Below are 22,834 nucleotides of genomic sequence, written 5' to 3'. Positions count from 1 at the left end.
AAGGGCGCGTGGGCACCGCTGAGGTTCATCAGCATGCCGTCGCGGCCGGCGACGGGGATGACTTCGATGTCGGTGATGGTGGGCGTGTGGCTCATCGGCGAAGCAGAACGAAGAAGACGAAAGGCGGGTGTGGGTTGTCTAGCCGCGCGGCGCCGCGTAGCGCTCGACGTTCGTCCCCGCGAGCCTGTAGCCGCTCGCGGCATGGGTGCTGACTGCATGTGCCGCGCTGAGCCTGCCCGTCACCCAGATGGTGTCCATGGTGCCGAGCGACTTGTTGGGGCGTTCCAGCACGACGTGGACCACCTGGTTTGCGGGCGGCGGCGGTGTGTGTATGCAGGCACCGAAGTGCGGCACCAGCAGCAACTCCCGCATGCCCTGCGCGGTCTGCTCGAGCGGGACGACGTAGCCGGGCAGGCGGACCACGGTGCCGTCGAGGGACGTGACGACCGGCGCCTCGTCCCAGATCTTGCGCAGCCGCTGCAGAGCGGCGCGCGCCCGCGGATCTTCGTCCGACAGCGTCTTCAGGTTTACCCCGCCGCTGCTGAACTCGGCCCAGGGGTTCCATGCCTTGGGAATCAAGTCGTCCCAGCCGATCGTCCTCGGACCCGCGGCCAGGGAGGGGACGGCATGGCCAGCAGCGAGCGCCGCGCACAGAGTCAATGCTTGCCTTCGGGAGATCGTCATGGTGTCGCCGCCAGGTTCGTCGCGCGGCCCGGATAGAAGGGTGCCAGCTTCTCGAACAACCGAGGGCCTGCCAGGCTCGGCAGGTCGTGGTCATGGTCGTCGTGCGGTGCTATGCCTTCGCGCGACTTTCGCAGCCACAGTCGGGCCAGCCCGTCGTCGCGAGACACGCCCTCGCCTCGGTCGTAGGCCCGGCCGAGCGCACGCTGGGCGCGGGGATTGCCGGCCTCGGCCGACATCTTCAACCATCGCATGGCGGTCGGCACATGGCGTGCCACGCCCTCGCCGGTCCAATAGGCCCGGTACAGCTCGAACTGCGCGCGCGGCGCACAGGCTTCGTTGCTGCCGGCCATGCGGCGATCCCAGCGCACGGCCTGGGCCGGGTCGCGCGGCGCGCCACCCAGGCCCTGGCGAAAAAAGTCGCCGAGCACGCAGGCCGCAGCTGGTGCGCCGCGGCGCGCCGCAAGAGACAGCCAACGGAACGCGGCGTCCAGGTCCTTTCCCACCGGGCCCATGCCGTTCAGGTACAGGAAGCCGAGGTCGACCTGGGCGGCCAGGTGCTGGGCGCTTGCGGCTCGCAGGAGTTCGTCCCGGGCGCGCAGCGGGTCCACGACTTCGCCACTTAGGCCGCGGTAATGGCGGGAGCGTTCATAGGCCGCCTCGGCAGCGGCAGGGGCGGCCACCGCTGCGCCGCCGGCCTGGATGCCGAGCACGGCCGCCAGCAGCAGGCCGCGGCCGGCGGGACAGCGCGCGAACAGGCCGGGCAGCGCCATCACTGGAAGGTCTTGGCAGGGTCGGCCGGCACGACGATCTCGCTGGCAGGGGTGAGCGACATCGTCATCGTCGTGCCCTTTCGCAGCGTGCTCAGCACCCGTACCGCATCGGCCAGCGAGCCGAGGCGCTGCGTGCGCAGCACTTCCGGCGGCCGGATCGTGCCCTTGGCGGCATGCACCGATTCCACCGGACCGCCCTTGTAGACGATCGTCTGGTTCGTGCCTGGGCTGAACTGCGTGTAGCCCTCGGGAATGAAGCCGCGGTACGGGCCGTTGTCCAGCACCTCCACCGACACCTGCACGTAGTAGCCGTCGGGGTCATTCACGTACTGATCGGTGGCCGTCACGATGCCGTTTGCCAACAGCGGAATCGCTGGGTTCTTGTTCTGCGGACCCACGAAACCTTGCACGATGCGCCCGTCATCCAGGATGCGTGCCGGCACGGCGTTCAGGCCGTTCTCGCGACCCGGCTTGAAGGGGCCCGAGGTCTCGATGCTCTTGTAGGAGGTGTTGGCCGCATCGCTGGCCTTGTAGGAGATGACGGAGCGACGCTTCTCCAGTTGGTTGGCGAATTCACTGGTGATCTTGGTGCCGTTGATCGACGGAGAGTCGAACACCTTGGACTGCAGGGCATCGAGCATGGTCAGCTGCTTCGCGACGTTGGCGGGGTCACGGTTGTAGGCCTTCAGCGCCTGGTACACCTCGACGATCGGGAACTGGTTGGTGTGCTGCGGGCTGACGAAATCGACGTTGAGCGAGTTCTGCAGATAGCTGAACCCGTGCTGGAACGACAGGCGCAGCCAGCCGTTCGCCGCCGTGGGCGTCGTGAGGCCATTGACGCCGTAGCCACCGTGGTAGCCGAAGGTGTAGAACTGGCCATCGGTGGGGTTCTTGACGCGGAACAGCATGTTGGTGGTGCCTGGCGTATGGCCGGGCGCCCAGATCACCATGATCTTCACATTGCCGTAGTCGTACCACTTGTCATACTCGTAGAAGTCGGTGGTACGCGCCCGGATCGTCGTCTCCGAGGCCGGCAGGGCGCCGGCGATGTTGAAGGCATTGCCTTGCAAATCGCTGGTGATTCCCGTCACGTCCTCCTTGGAAGCCCAAAGCTTGATGGGCTTGCCGGCAGCATCCATCATCTTCAGCTGCTCCACGACGGTGCCATAGTGATCCGAGTGGCCGTGCGTGAGCCAGATGTCGGTGACCGAACGCGGGTCGCGGCCCAGCAGTTCGATGTTCTTCCAGTACTGGTAGCCGCTATTGGGCCATCCGGCGTCGACCTTGATCACCTTGTCGTCCGACGGATCGTTGGGCGTACCCATGTCGGCCACCAGAAGGTACGAGGCGACCTCGTTGTCGCCCACGAAGTACATCGTGTTCTTGACGATTTCGAAGGGTTCCGTGCTGCGGGCGTAGGGCGCCGTCGTCGGCGATGTCGCATTGATGTTCACGTAGGCCTGACCGGAGACCGGGTCCGTGCCCTTGTCAGCCAGCATCGGGCTGTTGGACGGAACGTCCCACACCGGCTTGCCGTCCGCAGTGGACTGTGGCGTGAAGTACCAGATCGCGGTGACGCGTGCCTTGTCGGCCTGCAGGTAGTTCTGGTCGAAGAGCAAGTAGGCGGCCTGGCGGCTGGTGGTGGCGTAGTCGTAGTTCGGCACGACGGGCATCGCGGCCAGCGTGGACACGGCGCTCTTGCTGTAGTCGGCGGTGTTGACGTTGAACACCTTGACGTCGGGCGCCAGGCTGTAGGTCTCTTCGTAGCGCTTGACGGGGCTGGTGTAGGGGCGCCCCGCCTGGTCGGCGGTGACCACGCGGCCGTCGCCGATGGTCACGCTGGTGCTGCCCTTGGCATAGACCCAGCCGGCGGCCACCATGGGTCCTGGCGCGTTGTCGTGCCGGGAGACGGACGGACCGTACTTGGCCAAGTTGAACTGCGCGGCCGCCGACGAGCCCTTGCTCAGGACGACGTTGAAGGTCTCAGCCGGCGCGGCCGCCGTGGCCGCCGTGGTGGCGGAGGCGCCCGGAATCCAATCGATGAGGTTGCCGGGCTTGAGCTTGTCCGTGAGTGCCAGCGCCACATCCGCTGGCAGCGCCGCAGTGGACACGGTGGAGACGCCCCCCGAACCCATCACCTGCACTTTCAGAACTGTGCCACCGGTTCCGCCCTCGGACACGGGGGCCTGGACGACCAGGCCGGCCTGCCGCATGACGGTGCGCGCAGGCGTCGCCGGATTGCCGGTGTTGCCTGTGCCGCCCGGCGTCGTGGGCGTGCCAGCGGACGGGCCGCTGCTCTGTCCGGCACCTGCCGCCAGCAGCGCCGCCGCATTGTTGCCCCCGCCCCCACCGCCGCAGGCCGCGAGCAGCCCGAGTGCGACCGTGGACGCGAGCGCGCCCATACCTCTTCCGATGGAAGTGTTCATCTGTCTTCTCCGAGTTGATGGAACGGCGTGCAGGCGCCGGCCATCGGCGCACTCATCGCCTGGTGCGGGGCGCGTGCGGGACTACTCGATCCTGGCCCGCCGCGGCCTCTTGTCGTGCCGGTTATTCGGCGGTGATGTTTCCTGCCTCGATGACACGCTTCCAGCGCGCGGATTCCTTCTGCTGGAAGGCACTGAACTGCTCAGGCGTGTTGGCCACGATCTCGAAGCCCAGCGCGGTGAACGGATCCTTGACCGTGGGATCATTCAGGCCCGCCACCACCGCGTCATGGAAGCGCTTGCGCACGTCGGCGGGCAGGCCCTTCGGACCGACGATCGCCTGCCAGGAATACACGTCCACACCCTTGACGCCGCCTTCCGCCAGTGACGGGACGTCGGCCAGCAGCGGCGACCGCTTGTCGGAGGTGATGGCCAGCGCGCGCAGCTTGCCGGCCTTGATGTACTGCATCACCGCGTTGATGTTCTGGAAGGACGCGTCCACCTGCCCTCCCAGCAGGTCAGTGATGACCGGTGCACCGCCCTTGTAGGGCACGTGCAGGCCGGAGGTCTGGGTCTGCTGCCAGAACAGCGCCGCGGTGAGGTGGTCGCTGGAGCCGGTGCCGGACGAACCGAAGCTCATCTTGCCAGGGTTGGCCTTCTGGTAGGCAATGACGTCGGCCAAGCTCTTGTGCGGCGAATTGGCCGGAACCACGAGCACATTGGGCGCCTGGACGGCCACGGTGATGGTGTCGAAGTCCTTGAGCGCGTCGTATTGCACGCCCTTGATCAGGTGGGGCGCGATCACGAGCGGCCCCAGCGACGTGACCAGGAAGGTATAGCCATCAGGCGCGGCACGCTTCACGAAAGTGGCGCCAATGGTGCCGGTAGCGCCGGCCTTGTTGTCGACCACCACGGGCTGCCCCAGCGCCGCAGTGATTCGGGGCCCAATGGCCCGGGCCACCATGTCGGTCGATCCGCCCGCCGGGAAGGGCACGACGAGGTTGATGGTCTTGGCCGGCCAGGTCTGGGCCAGCGCAGGCGCCGACAAGGCCATTCCCAACGTGAGGCAGGTGAGCATTCTCTTCATAAGCTTTCTCCGACGTGTTGCTGTACAGCGCCCGTGGAAGTCTGCTGGTCCTTCCAAACGGTAGCGCTACCTTTTATGAGGAGGGATGGTAGCGCTATCGTTTAAGCGCGCATGCAGGGTTTGTCCCAGGGACGCGCTGGTCCCGGCTTGCAGGGTCAGGTCGTCTCGCGCTCGACGATCGAGAAGCCGATGTCGACCACGCGCTGGTCGATGGCCTGGCCCTGCACCCTGTCCAGGATGAAGCGTGCCGCCTGCGTGCCGATGGCCGCGCCCTTGATGTGCACCGAGGTCAGCGCGGGGTAGGCGTCGGCGGCAAACTCCTGGTCCCCAAAGCCCACGAGCGCAAGGTCGTCGGGCACCTTCAGCCCCTGGGCATGGGCTTCGGCAAGAACGCCGAGCGCCAGCAGGTCCGAACTGCAGAAGACCGCGTCGAGTGCTGTTTCGCACTCGAGCATTTGGCGCAATGCGGTGCGGCCGCTGCGCATGGTCGTAGGCGCCGTCACCACCACTTGGTGTGGCTCAGGCATGCCCAACGCCTTTGCCGTGTCGACGAAGGCCTGCGTCCGCCGACGCGCGCGTTCGTCGTGACCGGCCACCAGGCCCAGACGCCGGCGGCCGCGCGCATGCAGGAAGGCTGCAACTTCCGAACCCGCGTCCGCATGCGAGAAGCCAACAATCATGTCGATGGGCGACGACGTGAGGTCCCAGGTCTCGACCACCGGGATGCCGGCGGCCAGTAGCTTCTGCCGTCCCTGGTCGGAATGCATGATGCCAGTCAGCACGATCCCGTCGGGACGCCGGCTGATGATGGCGTCCAGCAGCGCATCCTCACGGTTCTCTTCGTACCCGCTCTGGCCGAGCATGAGCTGGTAGTCGGCGGCGGCCAAGGCCTCATTGAGCGCGTGCACTGTGTTCTGGAACACCGGCCCGGAGATCGTCGGCACGACGGCTGCGACGAGCCTGCTGCGCGAAGAAGCCAGCGCGCCCGCCAGCCGGTTCGGCACGTAGCCGCTCGAGGCCACTGCGTCCTGCACACGCCTGAGCACCTCGGCTGATACCTGCGAGGGCGTGTTGAGCGCCCGCGAGGCCGTGATCGGCGCCACCCCTGCCAGCAGCGCCACGTCGTGCAGGGTCACGGCCCCGGTGCCACGACGGCTGCGGCGAGACGGAAGGTTGGACATGGGGCGCGATTCTAGGGACCGACTTGGCCGCATCCGCGGCTTGCTCGCTGGCCATCGAGGGCGGCCGCAGGGCCGCCCGGCTGGGCCCCCGCTTAGGCGCGCAGGGCCGCCTCAAAGGCCGCGCTCAGGTGTCGACTCAAAGCCGCGGCATGCACCATGGCGCTGCTGTTCGGTGAGCAGAGCAGGTCCAATCCCAAGGCCGGCGAATCGGTGATGGGTGGTGCGCTCAGGCCCAGCCTGCGCGCATGCAGGGCACCAAGCGTGTCGAGCACCGCGACACCCCAGCCCTGCTCGACGAATGCGCAGGCGCTGGAGTAGTGCATGACCTCCACCGCCGGCGCGTAGCGCAGGCCGCTGTCCTCTAGCAGTCGCGCCGTCATTGCTCCTACCGTGAACTGCCGCGACAGACTGACGTAGGAGCGGCTGGCCAGCATGGCCGTGGGCACCGTGCGGCGGCGTGCCGGCGCGCTGCCGGCCGTCGCCACGCAGTGCAGGCGCAGCGGCGCCACCCGCACACCGTCAGCCGCGACCTCTTCGCCGGTGCGCACCACCAGGCCGAAGTCCACGCTGCCCTCGGCCACCATGCGCTCGATCTCGAGCGACATGGCGGTGCGCACCGTCACCGTGGTGTCGCGCAGCGCGGCGCGCATGCGGCCCAGGGCGCGTGGCAGGACGGTGCCTGCGGCCGAGGCCACAGTGCCGATGAGCAGCCGCCGCGGCGCTTCGCTGCGCAGTGACTGCGCGGTGCGGCTGAGACCGTCGAGCGCCGCCAGGGCGGCGGCCAGATCCGGCAACAGGCCGCGGCCCTTGGCCGACAGGCTGAGCCGGCGCCGGTCACGGTCGAAGATCTGGAAGCCCAGGCGCTCGTCCAGCAGTCGCAGAAGCAGGCTGGCCGCGGGCTGCGTCATCGCCAGTACGTCCGCCGCGGCCGTCACCGAGCCCGTGCGGTGCACTTCCCAGATCAGGCGCATCTCGCGCAATTTCATATCGGTTCGCATATGGAAACGGCCAAAAACCCAATTTGACCGCGTTCCGGCCGCGCTTCCACACTCGGGTTCGACGGCCGGTTGTTGTTCGACGTGGTTCCAGACCGGTGCGTGCCCTCAGAGCCCCTCGCGGCCCCCTCCCGGAGACACCCCTGCGTCATGAACGCTGCCCGCATCGCGGCCATCCGCTGCTTCACCGTCCGCCTCCCCTTCGACCATGGTGCGCCGCCACCCCGCTTCGCGGGCACGCCACGCTCAACGTTGGATAGCGTCTGGATGCGGGTCGAACTCGACGACGGCCTCGTGGGCTGGGGCGAGGCCTATGCCCCGGACCCCGAGGCCCTGGGCTCGCTGGTGCGCAGCCGCGTGGCGCCGCTGGCGCTGGGCCAAGACCCGCAGGACGAACAGCTCTGCGCGCGACTGGAACGGATGCTGCACAACGCCGGCCGCTCCGGTCCGGTGCTGCATGCGCTGAGCGGGTTGGACATCGCGCTGTGGGACCTGCGCGGCAAGCGCGCCGGGCTGCCGGTGAGCGAACTGCTGGGCGGCCGCCGTCGCGACCAGGTGCCTGCCTATGCCTCGCTGCTGCAGTACTACGGCGATGTGGGCCCGCTGGAGCGGCAGCTGCATGCCGCGCTTGAGGCCGGCTTCACCCAGGTGAAGCTGCACGAGCGCGACGTGGCCTCGGTCGAGGCCACGCGCCGGGCCATCGGCGCCGGCGTGCCGATGATGGTGGACACCAATTGCGCCTGGCTGCCTGGCGAGGCCGAGGCACCCGTGCGTGCCATGAAGGCCTTCGATCCGCTGTGGATCGAAGAGCCCCTGTGGCCGCCCGAAGACCTGTCTTCTCTCGGCGCACTGGGCAGGGCCACGGGCGTGGCCATGGCAGCGGGTGAGAACGCCTCCAGCCTGCACGAACTTCTGCAGATGGCCCGCGGCGGCAGCGTCGACTGGCTGCAACCCAGCGCCATCAAGTGCGGCGGCCTGGGCGCTCTGCGCCGCGTGGCGGCCGAATGCGCGGTCCATGGCCGCGTGCGGCTGAGTCCGCAGACCGCATTCTTCGGCCCGGGCTTCCTGGCCACCCTGCACCTGATGGCCACGTTGCCCGAGCCGACTGCCATCGAGCGGCTGTTCTGCGGCCTGAGCACCGTTCCCTACGCCACGAGCGTGCGGCTGGAGCGCGGCCTGGTCACCCTGCCCCGCGGCCCCGGCCTGGGCGCCGAGCCCGATGCGGCCCTGCTGACCATGCCTCTGTAGCCCGCGCGGTTCACCCCTGACCCATTCGACGGAGACATCGCCTTGAACCACCCTACCCGAAGAGCCGCGCTGGCTGGCGCCGCCGCCCTGCTGGCCCCGTGGGCCGCCATCGGCCAGGAGGCGCGCGGCACCGTGCGCCTGATCGTTCCCTATCCTCCGGGCGCAGCCACGGACGCGCTGGCCCGGCTGCTGGCGCAGGCGCTGCAGGCCGACCTGGGTGGCAGCATGATCGTCGAGAACAAGGGCGGCGCCGCCACGCAGATCGGCACCAAGGCCATCGCGCAGGCCAAGCCGGACGGGCAGACCCTGGGCTTCGTCGACACCTCCTTCGTCATCAACCCCGGGCTCTTCGGCGCTGCCCTGCCCTACAGCACACCGCAGGACTTCACCGCCATCTCGCTGCTGGCCACCGCGCCGCTGGTGCTGGTGGTGCACAAGTCCGTCGAGGCCACGGACATGAAAAGCTTCTTGGCGCTGGCGCGCAGCAAGCCCGGCGTCCTGGGCTTCGGCTCAGCCGGCGTCGGCAGCGCGCCGCACCTGGCGGGCGAGCAGTTCAAGCGCGTGGCGCAGGTGGACGTGCGTCACATTCCGTACCGCGGCGGCTCCACGGTCATCACCGACCTGATCGCGGGCCATGTCCAGTTCGGCTTCACCACGGTGCCGACCATGCTCGACCACATCCGCGCCGGCACGGTGCGCGCGTTGGCCGTCACCGGCGGCCGACGTGCCGCCCAGCTGCCCGAGGTGCCCACCATGGCCGAGCTGGGCCTGGCCGGCGTGGACACCAAGCCCCTGTTCGGCCTGATCGGCCCCGCGGGACTTCCCGAGGACCTGGTGCGCCGCCTGGGCGAGGCCACCGCGCAGGCCGTCCAACGCGGCGACCTGGGCAAGCGGCTCGAGGCCCTGGGCTTCGAACCGGTGGGCAGCACCCCCGCCGCTTTCGCCGAACGCATCCGCACCGAGATCATCAAGTGGACCGAGGTCATCAAGCGTGCCGACATCAAGCCAGCCTCCTGAACGCTATCCGCTGCCGCAGCCGGCCGAGGGCGCGCCCTGGGACGCGCTTCTGGCCATCACCGGCGCGCGCGGCAAACTGCCGCGGCCCTATGCCGCGACGTTGCACTCGCCTGAGGGCGCACGGGCGCTCGATGCGCTCTCGCGGTCTCTGTGGCGATCCGGCGCCCTGCCCACAGAACTGCGCGAGGCCATCTACCTGCTCGTGGCCCGACAGTCGGCCTGCGCGCCCCAGTGGCGCAACCACGTCGGGCCAGCGATGGCGGCCGGCCTGACCGATGCCGACCTGCAGGCCATCGCTCGCGGCCAACCGCTGCCGGCCGCTTCGCCCCTGGCGGACGGCCTGGAGTTCGTACGCCAGCTGTGCGAGGAAGGCCGCGTGAGCGATGGCATATGGGCCGCCGTGCGCGCCCGTCACGGGGCGGCGGGCGTCGCCGAGCTCCCGCTCTTCGTGAGCCTGGCGCAGGCCATCGCCTGGCTCATCAACGTGCAAAACACCGATGCGCAGCCCGACGAGGCGCCGTGGGCGGTATGACACGCCTCAGCATCTTCCGGAGATCGTCCGCATGAACCCAACAAACCGATTCGCCCGGCGCGGCGCACTGGCTGCGCTCTTCGGCCTGATGGCGGCCGCCACCGTGCCTGCACAAGGCCAGGCTGCCTACCCACAACGCCCCATCAAGCTGGTGGTCGGCGCACCGCCCGGAGGCGCGCCTGACACCGTGGCCCGGCTGGTGGCGCAGAACATGCAGCTGGGACAGCCCATGGTGGTGGAGAACCGCAACGGCGCCGCCTCCCTCATTGCCACGGAGTTCGTGGCCAAGGCACCCGCCGATGGCTACACGCTGCTGCTGACCAGCCAGACCGGCCTGGCCGTGTCGCCCATCATCAACCGAAGCAAGGCCTTCGACGGGCGGCGGGACTTCACCGGCATCGGCTACATCGGCAGCGCGCCGCTGGTGCTGGTGGGCGGCCCGGCACTTCAGGCCAACACCGTCGCCGAGGTGATCGCCCTGGCCAGGGCGCGGCCGGGGGCGCTGGACTACGGCAACGGCGGCGTGGGCACATCGCCCTACATGGCCGGGGCGCTGCTCTCGGTCATGACCGGCACGAAGCTCACGAGCATTCCCTTCCCGGGCGAGCAGGCGGCCATGGTCGAGATCATGGCCGGCCGCCTGCCCATGATGTTTGCCAATGCGGCTTCGGCCATGCCGCACGTCAAGGCCGGCAAGCTGCGCGGCCTCGCCGTCACCAGCGCCCAGCGCGTCGACGTGGCCCAGGGCCTGCCCACCGTGGCGGAGTCGGGCGTGCCCGGCTTCGAGATCGGCACCTGGCTCGGCGTGGTCGCTCCGGCCGGCACGCCGACGCCCGTGGTGGCGCAGGTGCATGCCGAGCTGCGGCGCGTGGTGCAGTTGCCTGTCGTGCGAGATGCGCTGGAGCGCCTGGGCTTCGTGCGCGAGGACAAGGATCTCGCCGCCTTCAACGCCTTCCTGGCCACCGATCACGAGAAGTGGGCACGGCTGATCCGCGACGCCGGCATCAAGGCCGAATGAGCCGCCGCCGTACTCCCCCATGTCTTCCATGAAGCACTACACCTACGCCGCCTGCCCGGTGCCGCCAGGCGAGGCCAGCATCCTCGGCGCCTGGCATTCGGCCCCCACCTTCGAGGTGCCTGAAGGCGCCTGCGATTGCCACGTGCACATATTCGGCCCGCGCGAGCAGTACCCCCTGGCCGACGACCGCACCTTCGCGCCGGGCGTCGCCTCGGTCGACGATCTGCTCCGTATGCATGCGCACATCGGCGTATCGCGAGTGGTGATCGTGCAGGCCAGTCCACAGGGCTTGGACAACCGGGGCGTGCTGGATGCGCTGGCCGAATTGCGCCGGCGCGGGCACGCGGCGCGGGGGGTGGTGGTATTGGCGCCCGGAACGGATCTCAGGACGCTGAAGGAGCTCCATGCCCAGGGCGTTCGTGGCATCCGGGTCAACCTGCAGTCCTATGGCCAGACTGATCCGCAGCTGGCTGCCAGTCGCCTCCACGCCGCCGCCGCCATGGCGGCCGAAATGGGCTGGCACGTGCAGACCTACACCACCCTGGCCGTCATCGGCGCGCTGCAGGCCGATATCGCGCGCCTGCCCGTGCCGTTGGTGGTCGACCACTTTGCGCTGGCAGACCCACGCCTCAACGATGCACGGGCCGATTGGTTGGCCTTATTGGCGCTGTTGCGCCAAGGCAGGACCTACGTCAAGCTCTCCGCGCCCTATCGGCTGGTCGAGACTCTGGATGGGCGCGACGGCCACGCCATGGCGCGTACCCTGATCGAGACAAACCCAGACCGCATGCTTTGGGGCACCGACTGGCCACACACCGGGCCCTTCCCCGGGCGCCCACGAGAACGTGAAGGTGTCGATCCTTTCCATCCGGTGGACAACGGCGCCCAGCTGTCGATGCTGGGACTCTGGGCCACGCCTGAAGAGCGCCACCGCATCTTGGTTACCAATCCTCAGAAGCTTTATGGCTTTTAGGAACTATCAATGGAATATATAGCTCGTCGCTAGCAGTTGCTGAAGCCCGAAAATGATCAGTGACCATGCAACATCGCAGCGGAGTAATGGCCAATGGCTCCTTCAGACTGAAAACGGAAGCTCACTAAGGGCGGCTTTCCGGCACTTGATAGCGCCTGAAGGTAATCCACGAGGCTTTGCAGCAATGGCGCTGGCTTTGCTCCGTGGATTCGCACGCGCTCGCGACCGGAGAACTGCATCTGTGCGTTGCTTTCCACGACAACAAGTGCGAGGAACGGCTCCCCCTTTCATCTCACGGCTCGCACTGGCCTCCGACATCTCCATGCGCGCGAGGTCGCCTAACGCCATGCTAATGTCGCGGCCCTCAACTCCGGTCGCTCATCGGGCCGGTGTCGTCGCTAATGCCTACGTTTTGAGGGGCTTCCTGGAAGCAGGCTTTGTACGGCTCCCCGACTTGCCGGTGGGCTTGGCCTCAGAAGCTACGGCCAGTTGCTCAAGGGGGAGCTGAGATGGGCGACTGGCGATGACAACGCCCTCGATGCCAGGTGCGCGACGGAGGCCGCGGGCCGTAGTGTCGTGAACTTGGACGCTGGCTGAATGGTCGTAGATGAACACCACGATTCGGCTGTACCGCTCCGGCGTCTGGAGGTAGGGAACGATGTCCTCCAACACCTCCTTCTCGATGGTCTTGAAGCCGGCTGCAGACCACGCGTACTTCGCTTCGACCAGGAGGCCGAGACTCGGGATGCCAAAGTCCGCGCGGTAGGTCGAGTGCCCAAACTTCGGCAGCGTGTCTTCGTCTTCAAGGTCTAGAAACACAGGTCGGAGCATCAGATACAGGATGTCCTGAATCTCGCGCTCGCTCAGCACAGGCCAGCGTATGGGAGCCTTCAAATCAGGTGAGTCCCAGCGCCAGCGCCTCATGCTCGACTCGAACTGCTCGAGCATGTGCACCACTGTTGCAGGGGAACGCAGCAGGTCGCTGGTGGCCTCTGAGATGGCGCCTTCCACGGCGTGCCAAATCAGAGCTGCTTCGTGCGCCGTCCTGTTGCCGGAGTCCTCGCGCAGCGCCTGTTCTACAAAAGACTGCCTCAGCGCTTTCCGTTGCGCAGCCGGCCTCGCCTCTGCACCCGGTAGCGATAGCAGCCATTCTCGCGCCGCCAGTTCAGATGCGCTGCTGCCTTCGATGTCGATAGACGTTGGCATCGCCAACCCAGCAAGAACGGCGTAAGCGGCCAGCGAACACAGGTTGATGGAGACCCGACTGGGTAGTGAACATGTGTCCGCGGAGGTAAGCGGACAGATGAACACTTACGGAGTTGATTTGATGGGACGCCGGCGACGGCGCCGGCACAGCGCGGAGTTCAAGGCGGGCGTGATCGCTGAGTGCCTGAAGCCAGGCGTCTCGATTGCCGCGGTGGCCCTGGCGCATGGGCTAAACGCCAACATGCTGCGCAAGTGGGTCATCGATGGCGAGCATCAACTCGCCAGCGTGCCGCGCAGGGTGGCGCCGGCCGAGGAGCCAGCCCCGGCGCCGCAGCCCACGTTCATTCCCTTGGCCCTGCCTGCATCTGCGGTGGATGGAGAGATTCAGATCGAGCTGCAACGTGCCGGCACGACGATCAAGATCGTCTGGCCTGCGGCGGCGGCCCGCGACTGCGCGGCCTGGCTGCGCGAGTGGTTGCGGTGATTCGGGTCGACGCCGTCTGGCTGTGCACCGAACCCATGGACATGCGTGCCGGAACGGACACCACGCTCGCGCGTGTGGTGCGCGTCTTCGGCGAGGCGCGTCCGCACCATGCCTACGTCTTCGCCAACAAGCGCTCCACGCGCTTGAAGGTGCTCGTGCACGACGGCATCGGCATCTGGCTGGCCGCGCGGCGCCTGCAGCAGGGCCGCTTAATTTGGCCAGGCGGTGGCTGCGGTGCACCGCAGTCGCTCACGCGCGAACAGCTCGATGCGTTGGTGTTGGGTCTGCCGTGGCAGCGCATAGGTGAGGCTGGCGTGATCACGCTCGTGTAGTGCCCGTCCATTGCCGCATGTGCCGATGCGCGCTATGCGCCTTGGCCTGACACTGGACGGCAATGATCGACATTGCGCAGATCGACCCGAACAAGCTCGAAGAACTCGATGCGGATCGGCTGCGCGAACTGACGCGGGCGCTACTGGAGCACCGCGGACGCGAGCTGGCCTGGCGCGACGCCAAGATCGACAAACTCACGTTCGAGCTGGCGCAGCTCAAGCGGCTGAAGTTCGAGCGCACCAGCGAGCAGATGAATGCCGAGCAGCGTGCGCTATTCGACGAAGCAGTGGATGGCGACATCGCAGCGCTCGACGAGCAGCTGGCCGCTCTGCAGGCCGCGCCGCTGGCAGGAGGCAAGGAAGAGAAGAAGACGCCCAGGCGCACTGCGCTGCCCGAGCGTTTGCCGCGACGCGAGGTGCATCACGAACCCGACAACACCGCCTGCGGCTGTGGACGGACGATGGAGCGTGTGGGCGAGGACATCAGCGAAAAGCTGGACTACCAGCCCGGCGTATTCACCGTGGAGCGCCATGTGCGCGGCAAATAGTGCTGTTCGGCGTGTCGCACGTTGGTGCAGGCACCTGTGCCGCCGGCGGTGATCGACAAAGGAATCCCGGCCGCGGGCCTGCTGGCACAGGTGGTCGTAGCCAAGCACGCTGACCATCTGCCGCTGTACCGGCAGGAGGCGATCTTTGCCCGGGCTGGACTGGCCATCCCGCGCTCCACACTGGGCGCCTGGGTGGGACAGTGCGGTGTGCGGCTGCTACCGCTCGCCCAGGCGCTGAAGGACGAACTGCTGGGCTGCCAGGTGCTGCATGCCGACGAAACACCGGTGGCGATGCTGGCTCCTGGCAAAGGCAAGACGCAGCGCGCCTACCTGTGGGCCTACGCGTCGGCACGCAGCGAGACCCTTAAGGCCGTTGTCTACGACTTCACCCCAAGCCGCTCTGGCGAGCATGCGCGAGCCTTCCTGGGGCATGACCCGCAGCGGCGCGAGCGCGATCAACAGCCGTGGTCAGGGCATCTGGTGTGTGACGACTTCAGCGGCTACAAGGCCTTGTTCGCATTGGGCGTGACCGAGGTCGGCTGCATGGCCCACGCCCGGCGCAAGTTCGTTGAACTGCACGTCGCCAACAAGAGCAGCATCGCGGCCACGGCGTTGGGCCTGTTCGGCCAGCTCTACCAGGTCGAGCGCGACATCCAAGTCCTGAGCGATTCAGCCGCGCGGTTGGAGCAGCGGTGCGAGCGCGCTATCCCCATCGCCCAGACGCTGCATGAATGGCTGATCGCCCAACGCGACAAGATCCCAAGCGGTACGGCAACGGCCAACGCGCTGGACTACAGCCTGAACCGTTGGGCGGCGCTAACGCGCTATCTGCACGATGCCCGGCTGCCCATCGACAACAACCACGACGAGCAGCAGATCAGACCTTGGGCCATGGGCCGAAAGAACTGGTTGTTCGCCGGCACGCTGGCGGCCGGCCAGCGCGCAGCCGCCATCACCAGCCTGATTCAATCGGCCAAGCTCAACGGACATGATCCCTACGCCTACCTCAAGGACGTTCTGCAGCGCTTGCCTACGCAGCGGGCCAGCAACATTGGCGAACTGATGCCACATCGCTGGACGCCACACGCCTGAGCGTCTTTAAGATCGACCAACGCGCTGGTCAACATGTATTGGCTGGCCGCTTACTTCATTCGGCGTCACTCGTCCAGATATCTGACGTGTACTCCTAACGCGATCGCTTGTGTTTCGCTTCGACACTTGGTGGCTTCGACTCGCGCTAGAGAGCCGCTCCGCCCGTATCACGGCGAAGCATGCGGGCACCTCGATTTGATGAGCGCTTGGCTGAGAACGCGCGGCCCAGTACCATCATCATCAGTTTTCGCACGAATTCGCTTCATCGATCAGCGCCCTTCGGCGCACCCATGAGTACCACCGCATTGCCCTCCGGCACGAAGCGCTACGAAGCGCTGGCGACGCTCGTCGAACGCCAGATCGATCGCGGCATGCTGCGTCCTGGTGACCGGTTGCCCTCCGTGCGCCAGACGTGCATTGCGCACAGCGTCAGCCCGAGCACGGTGTTCCAAGCCTATTACCTGCTCGAGGGCCGGGGCCGAATCCGCGCCGTGCCGCGTTCGGGTTATTACGTCACGGCACGACCTGACGGCAAGCTGCTGCCCGAGCCTGCGACTTCACGCCCGAAATCCGGTCCGCGGACGTGCGATGTCAACGACTTCGTCTTCGAGATCCTGGCGACCGTGCGTGCGCCAGGCATCGTGCCGCTGGGGTCGGCGCTACCTGCTGCGGCATTGTTCCCGCTGGAACGCCTGCGCCGGGCGTTGGTCACCGGCGCGCGACGGCTCACGCCGGCAGCCATGGTCGCCGACCTCCCGCCTGGCAACCTTGCACTCAAGCGCGAGATTGCGCGTCGCTACGTTCAGTACGGCATCGCTCTCGCGCCTGACGAAATCGTGCTGACGCACGGCGCGATCGAGGCGTTGCATCTTTGCCTGCAGGCCGTGACGCGCCCGGGTGACGCGGTGGTCGTCGAGTCCCCCACGTTCTACGTCGCGTTGCAGGCGCTGCAGCGTCTCGGGTTGCGTGCCATCGAGGTGCCGACCCACGTGCGCGATGGCATCGATCTCGCTCGCCTGGCAGAAGTACTCGACCTGTACAAGCCGCAGGCCATCTGGCTGACCACCACCTTCCAGAACCCACTTGGCAGCTTGATGCCCAATGACAAGAAGCGCGAGTTGGTTGCGCTGCTGGCTCGGCATCAGGTACCGCTGATCGAGGACGATGTTTATGGTGAGCTCTACGAAGGCCCCATCGCACCCATGCCCGCAAAGGCCTTCGATGGCGCCGGCCTGGTACTGCACTGCTCATCGTTTTCGAAGTGTCTGGCGCCGGGTTACCGCGTCGGCTGGGCCGCGCCCGGACGGTGGACACACCAAGTCGAGCGCCTCAAGCTCATGACCAGCCTGTCCGGCTCGATTCCGGTTCAGGCCGCCATCGCCCAATACCTCCACGAAGGTGGCTTCGACCGACACCTGCGCACCCTGCGTGAGCGCCTGCGCGCGCAACGTGACCGCATGTTCGACGCCGTGAACCGCAAATTCCCGCCCGGGACATTGACAGTCCGACCGGCTGGAGGGTACTTCGTCTGGGTCGAGCTTCCTGTGTCGGTGGATGCAGTGAAACTGCACCGGTTGGCGCTTGCAGATCAGATCAGCATCGCACCGGGGCCGATGTTTTCGGCGCGCGGCGAGTTCCGCCACCACGTGCGGCTGAGCTGCGGCCAGCCGTGGGATCGATCACAGGAAAAGGCGCTCGACACCCTGGCCCGACTGGCGCGCGAGGCCATGGCCGGCAGTACTGATACGGTGCCACACACGACCGGCTGAGTCTGTTGCATGGCGGAGCGGCGCGCCACAGTGCTCGCATGGACTTCAACGCCACATTTCCGCCGGTCGAGAGCTTGATCCCCGAGGCTGCACGGGGCCTGAATGCGGTCATGGACCGACTCTGTCCGGGCGTCTTCGCCGGCCTGCTGGCGACGGACGGGACCTTGCTTTATGCCAATCGCGCCGCGCTCGACGCCATCGGCGCCGAGCCTCGCCAGGTGTTGGGCCGCCGCTTTGACGAGACTCCGTGGTGGGAGGCGTGCGAGCGATCGCGCGAGCAGGTACGCGAGGCGTTGGCACTGGCCGCCGCCGGCGTGCCGGCTCGCTTCGACGTCCGGATCGGAACGGCTGACCGCGGCGCGATCGCCATCGATTTCTCGTTGCTGCCCATACTCGACCCCGAAGGCCGGGTGGCGTGCCTCGTGCCGTCGGCTCGCGACGTCAGCGAGCGCGACCACGCGCAACGCGAGTTGCTTCGAATCCGACACGCGGTGGAACAGGCCACCGACGCACTGTTCCAGGTCAGCGCGGACGGGCAGGTGCGTTGGGTCAATGCGGCGGCCGGCCGACTGCTGGGTTACGACATCGCCGAGCTCCTTGGCATGCGTGTGGCGCAGATCGATGCCGGCATCGCCGAAGCGGAGTGGCCCGACCGCTGGCAGGCCTTGCAGGCTCTGGGCGCACTGCGTTTCGAGACCTGGGTGCGACACCGCAGCGGAACCCAGATTCCGGTCGATGTGTCGATCAGCGCAGTCCAGGACGGGGAAGGCTCGTTCGCTCACGTCTGCGTCGATGACCTGCGGGAGCGCCGAGCCGCCGACGAACGCATCCGGCAGCTGACGCAGCATGATCTGCTGACCGGCTTGCCCAACCGAGCGCTGCTGGCAGATCGGCTGGAGATGCATCTGCAGTCGGGCGCGCCGTCGGCGTTGCTGGCTGTGGATCTGGATCGCTTCCGGCGCGTCAACGACGGACTCGGCAGTGCTGCGGGCGACCTGCTGCTGCAGGCCGCCGCACGCCGCATTGCAGCGGCGTTGCGACCTGGCGACTGGATCGCCCGGCCGAGCAGTGACGAATTCGTCGTGCTGCTGCGCGGCGTCGACGAGCCTGCTGCGCGTCGCACGGCTCAGAACGTCCTTGGCGCCTTCGCCGAGCCGTTCGACCTGGACGGCGAGACCGTTCACCTGACTTGCAGCATTGGAATCGCGCTGTCTCCGGAGCACGGCGACGCCGTCGAACAATTGCTGCGCCGCGCCGGCGCCGCGCTCATACGCGCCAAGGCGGCAGGCCGCAACGGTCTTGCGCTGTACCGGGTGGCGCCATTCGACGAAGACCCGGAGCGATGGCAACTCGAGAATGCCTTGCGCGGTGCGCTGGCCCGGCGCGAGTTGGCGCTGCACTACCAACCGCAGTGCGAGTTCCGCGATGGCCGCATCGTCGGTGCAGAGGCGCTGCTGCGGTGGCGGTCGCCGACGCTGGGCGAGGTCGCGCCTGACCGATTTATTCCGGTCGCCGAGGAAATCGGGATGATCGGCGCCATCGGCGACTGGGTGCTTGCCGAGGCTTGCCGCCAGGCCGCCGCCTGGCGTCGCGACGGGCTGCGGCCGTTGCGCATCGCCGTCAACCTGTCGGCGCGGCAATTGCAGCAGTCCGGACTGGCCGAGCGCGTGGAGCGCCTGCTAGACGAGCAGCGCCTGCAAGGCTGCGCGCTCGGGCTGGAGGTCACCGAGGGAATGCTGATCGAGAACCTCGAGCAAGCCTGCGCGACGCTGGCGCGACTGCGCGCGTTGGGGGTCGAGATCGCGCTCGACGATTTCGGCACGGGTTATTCGAGCCTGTCGTACCTGCGACGCTTGCCGGTGGATCTGGTGAAGATCGATCGATCGCTGGTTGCCGACGTGACCGACCCGCGAGCCTCGATCACGCGCGCCGTGATCGCATTGGCGCAAGGCCTGGACCTGCGAGTGCTGGCCGAGGGCGTGGAGACCGCCGAACAACTCGAACGGCTGGCTTCGCACGGCTGCGATCTGGCACAAGGCTTCGTGCTCGGGCGACCGCTGACGGCCGCCGCCTTTGGCGAGCTGCTGTGCGCGTCCGATGTTTCGAAGCCGGAATGAGTCAATGAAGCCGCTCGATGCAGACATCGGCCAGGTTGACTTCATCGTCAGCGGGCCACGGCGGAATTCGATCTCGATCGAGACGCCAGTCGCCGACTGCTCCACCGTGACCGGCACGAAGCCCACCGTGTCGCCGACCGGTGCCTCGGCGTTGACCCTGACCTCATCGAGCGCCGCGGTCGCAGCCTGGCGTCGCTCGCGCTCGAGTCGTCGCCATCCGTGAACCAGGTTGGCGTTGACGCCGTGGGCCATGGCCACCTTCGCCACTGCACCGGGGCGCTCGCATTCGGCCAGCACCATCGCCTTCAATTCCGGGCTGCGCTCCAGGCGCCGTCTCTTGGACTCCGTAGTCATCATGTCCATTTGCGATTGCTCGTGGACGCTATCGTTACGGGGTCAGCGGCCAGGTTCAAGATGCCATGGCTGGCCGGTTACCAAGCGCGGCCTCGATGCCAGCTCGCATGCGCAGCGGCTTGACCGCGAGCCACAAAGCACCCACCCGGATCAAAGGTACGCTGCCGGCACGTTGCAGACTCGAGTCATCTCGGCATTAAGTCCTAGCAGCGTCTGAGGCAGCGCTATCAAGCAGGCGCCGACCGACACGTTGCCCAGGTGCTGCAGGATCAGGGTTGCGGTGCCGGTGTTGCGGTTGCCGCACTCCATGATGACTTCCGCCGTACCTGCTCCCAGCTCATGAACTCGAGCAGCGCCAGCAGCAGTCTGCAGACAACGGCGCAGCCCGCACAGAAGCGGCTGCCGACGGAGAGGGCTTTGTTCATGGAGGCAATAAGGCTGGAAGGGAAGGCAAGCGCGCGCCGGTCAAGCGGGGTGCCGTGCCGCCGCCTCCCGTCCGGCGGACCTCCGCCCTATGGCAAGCGCCCGTTCCACCTGGGTGATCCGAATGCTTTGCCGTTCCGGGCCTGGAAGCCGTAGGGCTCCCCTGCAAGCCTTCCCTCACATCGGCGGCTCGAAGCCGTTGCGGCCGACGTTGACTCGTAAGGCGGTGGGCCTACCGTCCTTCATCTGTGCGTTCACCAGCACCCTGGCACCGGGCACCAGCAGGGTTCGTTCGTCGTCGTTGCCAGGCTTAAAGCTAACCACCGGCACATCGGCCGGCACGACGATCGTCTTCTCGCCTCCCGAGTACTTCAGCACGAGCTGCTGCCCGCCCGGCACCGATGTAGGCGCTGCCGTAATGCCGGCCACGGTGGCGTTTGTCATTGTGCTTTCGGGCAGGAGGTCCCAGGGGAAGTGGCCTTCGGCAGTGCCGCGCGCGGCTTCGGGAAATATCACCACCTCAAGGGCACGCTGCGTGCCGTCGGCCTGCGGTACGGCCGCGGTGCCGATGTAGCTGCCCGGCCGGATGTCGGCTAGCCGGATCGGATAGACCTCGGAGATCGCCATTCCAGCGGGTCGGGCAAGCGCGACGGTTTCACCGCCTCGCTCCTTCAAGGTGATCGTCGTGGCGTCGACCGCTACGAGAGTCCCGCGCAGCCGAACCGGCTTGTCGGCCACCGTCGGGGTCGGCATCGGCGGCGCGGGCTGTGCATGGAGCGCGCCTGTGCCCACGCAGCAGACGGCAATGGCCAGGGCCCAACGGGCGGGGACTAGGGAACGGAAGAGCATCGGAAGCCTTCGGAAGGTGTACCGGGCCGCCACGACATGCGGCGGCAGCGGGCCCGGTTGGGACGATACGCCTATCCAGCCGTCGCCGACGTCGCAGACGCAAAAGAACGCGGTTCTGCCGGCACGGGGCCACGGGGAGCCGGCCCGATGTGCCGACGAGCTGCTATTCGGCGGCAATGAAATCCGTCCAGTGTCTCCACGCGCACCACCAGCCTGATCTTGAGGTCGTCTCGCCGGAACGTGCTGTCGAATCTCTTGGCCATCACCTGGTCCGCCGTTACATCGACAACGTGTAGCTGGACGTGTCAAGGGCCACCGAACACCTGGCCACGCGCGCCGTCGGACCCTATCAGGATTAGGCCAGGGCTGGGGCGAGCCGGTTGTGAACGCGCTGTGCTGGCAACCCTACGTCCAGGACTGTCGACGTGCCCCGACGATCACTGTTGAATCGTGCTTGAGGTCTCTGCCGCCCCAGGTGCCGCTGAACGGCAGAACTACGCCAACGCCCACTTAGGCTTGTTGATGACCCAGGCAGCGGTAAAAGGGATGCACTGCGGGATGCGGACGAGCGGCACGTCCGTTTGACACCTCAGCGCTACAGCGGCTAGAGTGCCGGCCGTGGATCGGCGAGAAGAGATCTACTTGGGAACAGTTGAGGCGGCTTGTCCAGCGCTGCAGGTTGCTAGATTGGCATGATGCCTTTCTTGCGTGGTAAAGGGCGAGGAATCCCATTCGAGGTGCCAGCGTGAACTAACTTCACAGCTACGGCGGTCAGGGGACTTCCATATCCTTTATTCATGGACTACAACCTGCGCGACCTCAAGTTCTTCGAGACCGTGGCGACCCTCGGCAACGTCAGCCGCGCCGCCGATGTCCTCGGCCGCAGCCAACCCGCCATCACCAAATGCATACGCCGGCTCGAGGCGGCGGTGGGCGAGCGGCTGATCGAGCGCGATGCCCAGGGCGTGGCGCTGACCGCATCGGGCCTGCTTCTGCTGGAGCGTGCCCGGCCGCTGCTGCAGCATGCCAGCCAGGTGCAGCAGGAGCTGCGCGACTTCTCGAGCGGCGCCTCAGGGCAGGTGCGCATCGGCAGCGGCCTGAGCACGGCCGCCCATGTGCTGCCCCAGATCTGCGCGCAGTTGCTCTCGCAAAGCGGCATCCAGTTCGAGGTGGTGCTGGGCACCAACATCGGCATGCGACGCGAGTTGCGCGAAGGGCGCATCGACCTGCTGCTGGGCCTGCTGCCGCCCGAGCCCGACCTGCACACGGTGCCGCTGATCGACGACCTGGTCGGTCCGGCCGTGCGCGCGGGCCATCCGCTTGCGGGCCGCCAGGACCTGGGCGCGCGCGACCTGATGGCGTCGTCGTGGGCGGTGCCGACCCGGGACATCCCCAGCCGCCAATGGTGGGACCGGCGACTGCAGGAGCTTCAACTGCCGCCGCCACCAATCCAGATGCAGTCGAACTCCCCGGCGCTGCTGCTGGGCATCGCGCGCATCCACGACCTGGTCGTGTTCACGTCGCACCGCATGCTGCCCGATGGCCTGGTGGCGCTGCCGGTGCAGGACCTGGCCATGGCGCGCAAGTTCGGCGTGGCACTGCGCAAGGAAGGCTACATGTCGCCCGCCGTGCGGCGGACCTTGCAACTGCTCGTCGATCACGGGCAGGCCCTGTTCGACTACCAGCCTTGAGAAGACTGCAGGCCTTGGCCGTGCGTGTGCGCTGCGGGCCG

General features: G+C 67.3%; 19 protein-coding genes and 1 pseudogene. 12 read left to right on the top strand and 8 right to left on the bottom strand.

The annotated features are described in order from the left end of the window. Positions 1-138: 138 nt before the first annotated feature. From BXA03_RS09845 to BXA03_RS09820, 6 genes are all read right to left on the bottom strand, one after another. Entirely contained in the window at positions 139-684 is a 546-nt protein-coding gene (locus tag BXA03_RS09845) for a DUF3299 domain-containing protein (RefSeq protein WP_076506695.1), read from the bottom strand. Continuing rightward, positions 681-1,454, bottom strand: coding sequence for a tetratricopeptide repeat protein (locus BXA03_RS09840; RefSeq protein ID WP_076506692.1), 774 nt, complete (start codon positions 1,452-1,454; stop codon positions 681-683). Before BXA03_RS09840 ends, BXA03_RS09845 begins: the two co-directional genes overlap by 4 nt. Continuing rightward, positions 1,454-3,880, bottom strand: coding sequence for an MBL fold metallo-hydrolase (locus tag BXA03_RS09835; protein WP_083715995.1), 2,427 nt, complete (start codon positions 3,878-3,880; stop codon positions 1,454-1,456). Before BXA03_RS09835 ends, BXA03_RS09840 begins: the two co-directional genes overlap by 1 nt. A 121-nt stretch (positions 3,881-4,001) precedes the next feature. Further along, positions 4,002-4,964 carry a Bug family tripartite tricarboxylate transporter substrate binding protein gene (locus BXA03_RS09830; protein ID WP_076506686.1) on the bottom strand — a complete coding sequence of 321 codons (963 nt, stop codon included), beginning with the start codon at positions 4,962-4,964 and terminating at the stop codon, positions 4,002-4,004. 155 nt (positions 4,965-5,119) lie between these two features. After that, entirely contained in the window at positions 5,120-6,178 is a 1,059-nt protein-coding gene (locus tag BXA03_RS09825; protein ID WP_076506683.1) for a LacI family DNA-binding transcriptional regulator, read from the bottom strand. Positions 6,179-6,237: 59 nt separating this feature from the next. Beyond that, the gene (locus BXA03_RS09820; RefSeq protein WP_076506680.1) at positions 6,238-7,116 is read right to left on the bottom strand and encodes a LysR family transcriptional regulator; all 879 of its coding nucleotides are present in this window, start codon (positions 7,114-7,116) and stop codon (positions 6,238-6,240) included. Between the two features lie 174 nt (positions 7,117-7,290). Here BXA03_RS09820 and BXA03_RS09815 point away from each other — a divergent pair, with 174 nt between their 5' ends. Genes BXA03_RS09815 through BXA03_RS09795 form a run of 5 tightly spaced genes read left to right on the top strand, consistent with a single transcriptional unit; the run spans position 7,291 to position 11,928 of the window. Then, positions 7,291-8,388 carry a mandelate racemase/muconate lactonizing enzyme family protein gene (locus BXA03_RS09815; RefSeq protein ID WP_076506677.1) on the top strand — a complete coding sequence of 366 codons (1,098 nt, stop codon included), beginning with the start codon at positions 7,291-7,293 and terminating at the stop codon, positions 8,386-8,388. A gap of 42 nt (positions 8,389-8,430) precedes the next feature. Next, the gene (locus BXA03_RS09810; RefSeq protein WP_076506674.1) at positions 8,431-9,405 is read left to right on the top strand and encodes a tripartite tricarboxylate transporter substrate-binding protein; all 975 of its coding nucleotides are present in this window, start codon (positions 8,431-8,433) and stop codon (positions 9,403-9,405) included. Beyond that, positions 9,380-9,937: a carboxymuconolactone decarboxylase family protein gene (locus tag BXA03_RS09805; protein ID WP_076506671.1), complete on the top strand. Its 558-nt coding sequence runs from the start codon at positions 9,380-9,382 to the stop codon at positions 9,935-9,937. Before BXA03_RS09810 ends, BXA03_RS09805 begins: the two co-directional genes overlap by 26 nt. 31 nt (positions 9,938-9,968) lie before the next feature. Next, entirely contained in the window at positions 9,969-10,955 is a 987-nt protein-coding gene (locus BXA03_RS09800; RefSeq protein ID WP_076506669.1) for a Bug family tripartite tricarboxylate transporter substrate binding protein, read from the top strand. A gap of 28 nt (positions 10,956-10,983) precedes the next feature. Further along, a complete protein-coding gene (locus tag BXA03_RS09795; RefSeq protein WP_159444714.1) occupies positions 10,984-11,928 on the top strand; it encodes an amidohydrolase family protein in 945 nt (314 codons plus the stop codon). Between the two features lie 405 nt (positions 11,929-12,333). On the opposite strand, the gene BXA03_RS09790 is transcribed toward BXA03_RS09795, so the two are convergent. After that, positions 12,334-13,134 (bottom strand): PD-(D/E)XK nuclease domain-containing protein, encoded by an 801-nt coding sequence (locus BXA03_RS09790; protein ID WP_143476263.1) that lies wholly within the window; start codon positions 13,132-13,134, stop codon positions 12,334-12,336. Between the two features lie 97 nt (positions 13,135-13,231). On the opposite strand from BXA03_RS09790, the gene BXA03_RS09785 reads away from it, so the two are divergent. From BXA03_RS09785 to BXA03_RS09760, 6 genes and pseudogenes are all read left to right on the top strand, one after another. Then, a complete protein-coding gene (locus BXA03_RS09785) occupies positions 13,232-13,618 on the top strand; it encodes an IS66-like element accessory protein TnpA (protein ID WP_234983644.1) in 387 nt (128 codons plus the stop codon). Then, complete coding sequence (gene tnpB, locus BXA03_RS09780) at positions 13,615-13,950, top strand: IS66 family insertion sequence element accessory protein TnpB (RefSeq protein WP_076506661.1); 336 nt, start codon at positions 13,615-13,617, stop codon at positions 13,948-13,950. The genes BXA03_RS09785 and tnpB overlap by 4 nt, the downstream gene beginning before the upstream one ends. Positions 13,951-14,012: 62 nt before the next feature. After that, positions 14,013-15,590 (top strand): annotated as a pseudogene (locus BXA03_RS09775) (IS66 family transposase). 290 nt (positions 15,591-15,880) lie between these two features. Beyond that, entirely contained in the window at positions 15,881-17,359 is a 1,479-nt protein-coding gene (locus tag BXA03_RS09770; protein WP_076506658.1) for an aminotransferase-like domain-containing protein, read from the top strand. A gap of 38 nt (positions 17,360-17,397) precedes the next feature. After that, positions 17,398-19,476: a putative bifunctional diguanylate cyclase/phosphodiesterase gene (locus BXA03_RS09765; protein ID WP_076506656.1), complete on the top strand. Its 2,079-nt coding sequence runs from the start codon at positions 17,398-17,400 to the stop codon at positions 19,474-19,476. A gap of 4 nt (positions 19,477-19,480) precedes the next feature. After that, entirely contained in the window at positions 19,481-19,699 is a 219-nt protein-coding gene (locus BXA03_RS09760; protein ID WP_076506653.1) for a hypothetical protein, read from the top strand. A gap of 731 nt (positions 19,700-20,430) precedes the next feature. Here the strand turns inward: BXA03_RS09760 and BXA03_RS09755 are convergent. Continuing rightward, positions 20,431-21,102 carry a hypothetical protein gene (locus BXA03_RS09755; protein ID WP_143476261.1) on the bottom strand — a complete coding sequence of 224 codons (672 nt, stop codon included), beginning with the start codon at positions 21,100-21,102 and terminating at the stop codon, positions 20,431-20,433. Between the two features lie 797 nt (positions 21,103-21,899). Between BXA03_RS09755 and BXA03_RS09750 the strand changes: the two genes are divergently transcribed. Continuing rightward, positions 21,900-22,793, top strand: a complete 894-nt coding sequence (locus tag BXA03_RS09750; protein WP_076506650.1) for a LysR family transcriptional regulator — start codon at positions 21,900-21,902, stop codon at positions 22,791-22,793. Positions 22,794-22,834 lie beyond the last annotated feature (41 nt).

This window comes from Pseudacidovorax sp. RU35E (assembly GCF_900156165.1).
In the GTDB taxonomy this organism is placed as follows: Bacteria; Pseudomonadota; Gammaproteobacteria; order Burkholderiales; family Burkholderiaceae_C; genus Xenophilus.
This window is presented reverse-complemented; position numbering and strand designations above follow the sequence as displayed.

Coding starts and splice junctions, on each gene's coding strand:
- BXA03_RS09770 (WP_076506658.1), top strand. CDS start 15,881: ATGAGTACCACCGCATTGCCCTCCGGCACGAAGCGCTACGAAGCGCTG.
- BXA03_RS09785 (WP_234983644.1), top strand. CDS start 13,232: ATGAACACTTACGGAGTTGATTTGATGGGACGCCGGCGACGGCGCCGG.
- BXA03_RS09815 (WP_076506677.1), top strand. CDS start 7,291: ATGAACGCTGCCCGCATCGCGGCCATCCGCTGCTTCACCGTCCGCCTC.
- BXA03_RS09795 (WP_159444714.1), top strand. CDS start 10,984: ATGAAGCACTACACCTACGCCGCCTGCCCGGTGCCGCCAGGCGAGGCC.
- BXA03_RS09840 (WP_076506692.1), bottom strand. CDS start 1,454: ATGGCGCTGCCCGGCCTGTTCGCGCGCTGTCCCGCCGGCCGCGGCCTG.
- BXA03_RS09750 (WP_076506650.1), top strand. CDS start 21,900: ATGGACTACAACCTGCGCGACCTCAAGTTCTTCGAGACCGTGGCGACC.
- BXA03_RS09755 (WP_143476261.1), bottom strand. CDS start 21,102: ATGCTCTTCCGTTCCCTAGTCCCCGCCCGTTGGGCCCTGGCCATTGCC.
- BXA03_RS09845 (WP_076506695.1), bottom strand. CDS start 684: ATGACGATCTCCCGAAGGCAAGCATTGACTCTGTGCGCGGCGCTCGCT.
- BXA03_RS09760 (WP_076506653.1), top strand. CDS start 19,481: ATGAAGCCGCTCGATGCAGACATCGGCCAGGTTGACTTCATCGTCAGC.
- BXA03_RS09790 (WP_143476263.1), bottom strand. CDS start 13,134: ATGCCAACGTCTATCGACATCGAAGGCAGCAGCGCATCTGAACTGGCG.
- BXA03_RS09765 (WP_076506656.1), top strand. CDS start 17,398: ATGGACTTCAACGCCACATTTCCGCCGGTCGAGAGCTTGATCCCCGAG.
- BXA03_RS09800 (WP_076506669.1), top strand. CDS start 9,969: ATGAACCCAACAAACCGATTCGCCCGGCGCGGCGCACTGGCTGCGCTC.
- BXA03_RS09830 (WP_076506686.1), bottom strand. CDS start 4,964: ATGAAGAGAATGCTCACCTGCCTCACGTTGGGAATGGCCTTGTCGGCG.
- BXA03_RS09835 (WP_083715995.1), bottom strand. CDS start 3,880: ATGAACACTTCCATCGGAAGAGGTATGGGCGCGCTCGCGTCCACGGTC.
- BXA03_RS09825 (WP_076506683.1), bottom strand. CDS start 6,178: ATGCGGCCAAGTCGGTCCCTAGAATCGCGCCCCATGTCCAACCTTCCG.
- BXA03_RS09820 (WP_076506680.1), bottom strand. CDS start 7,116: ATGCGCCTGATCTGGGAAGTGCACCGCACGGGCTCGGTGACGGCCGCG.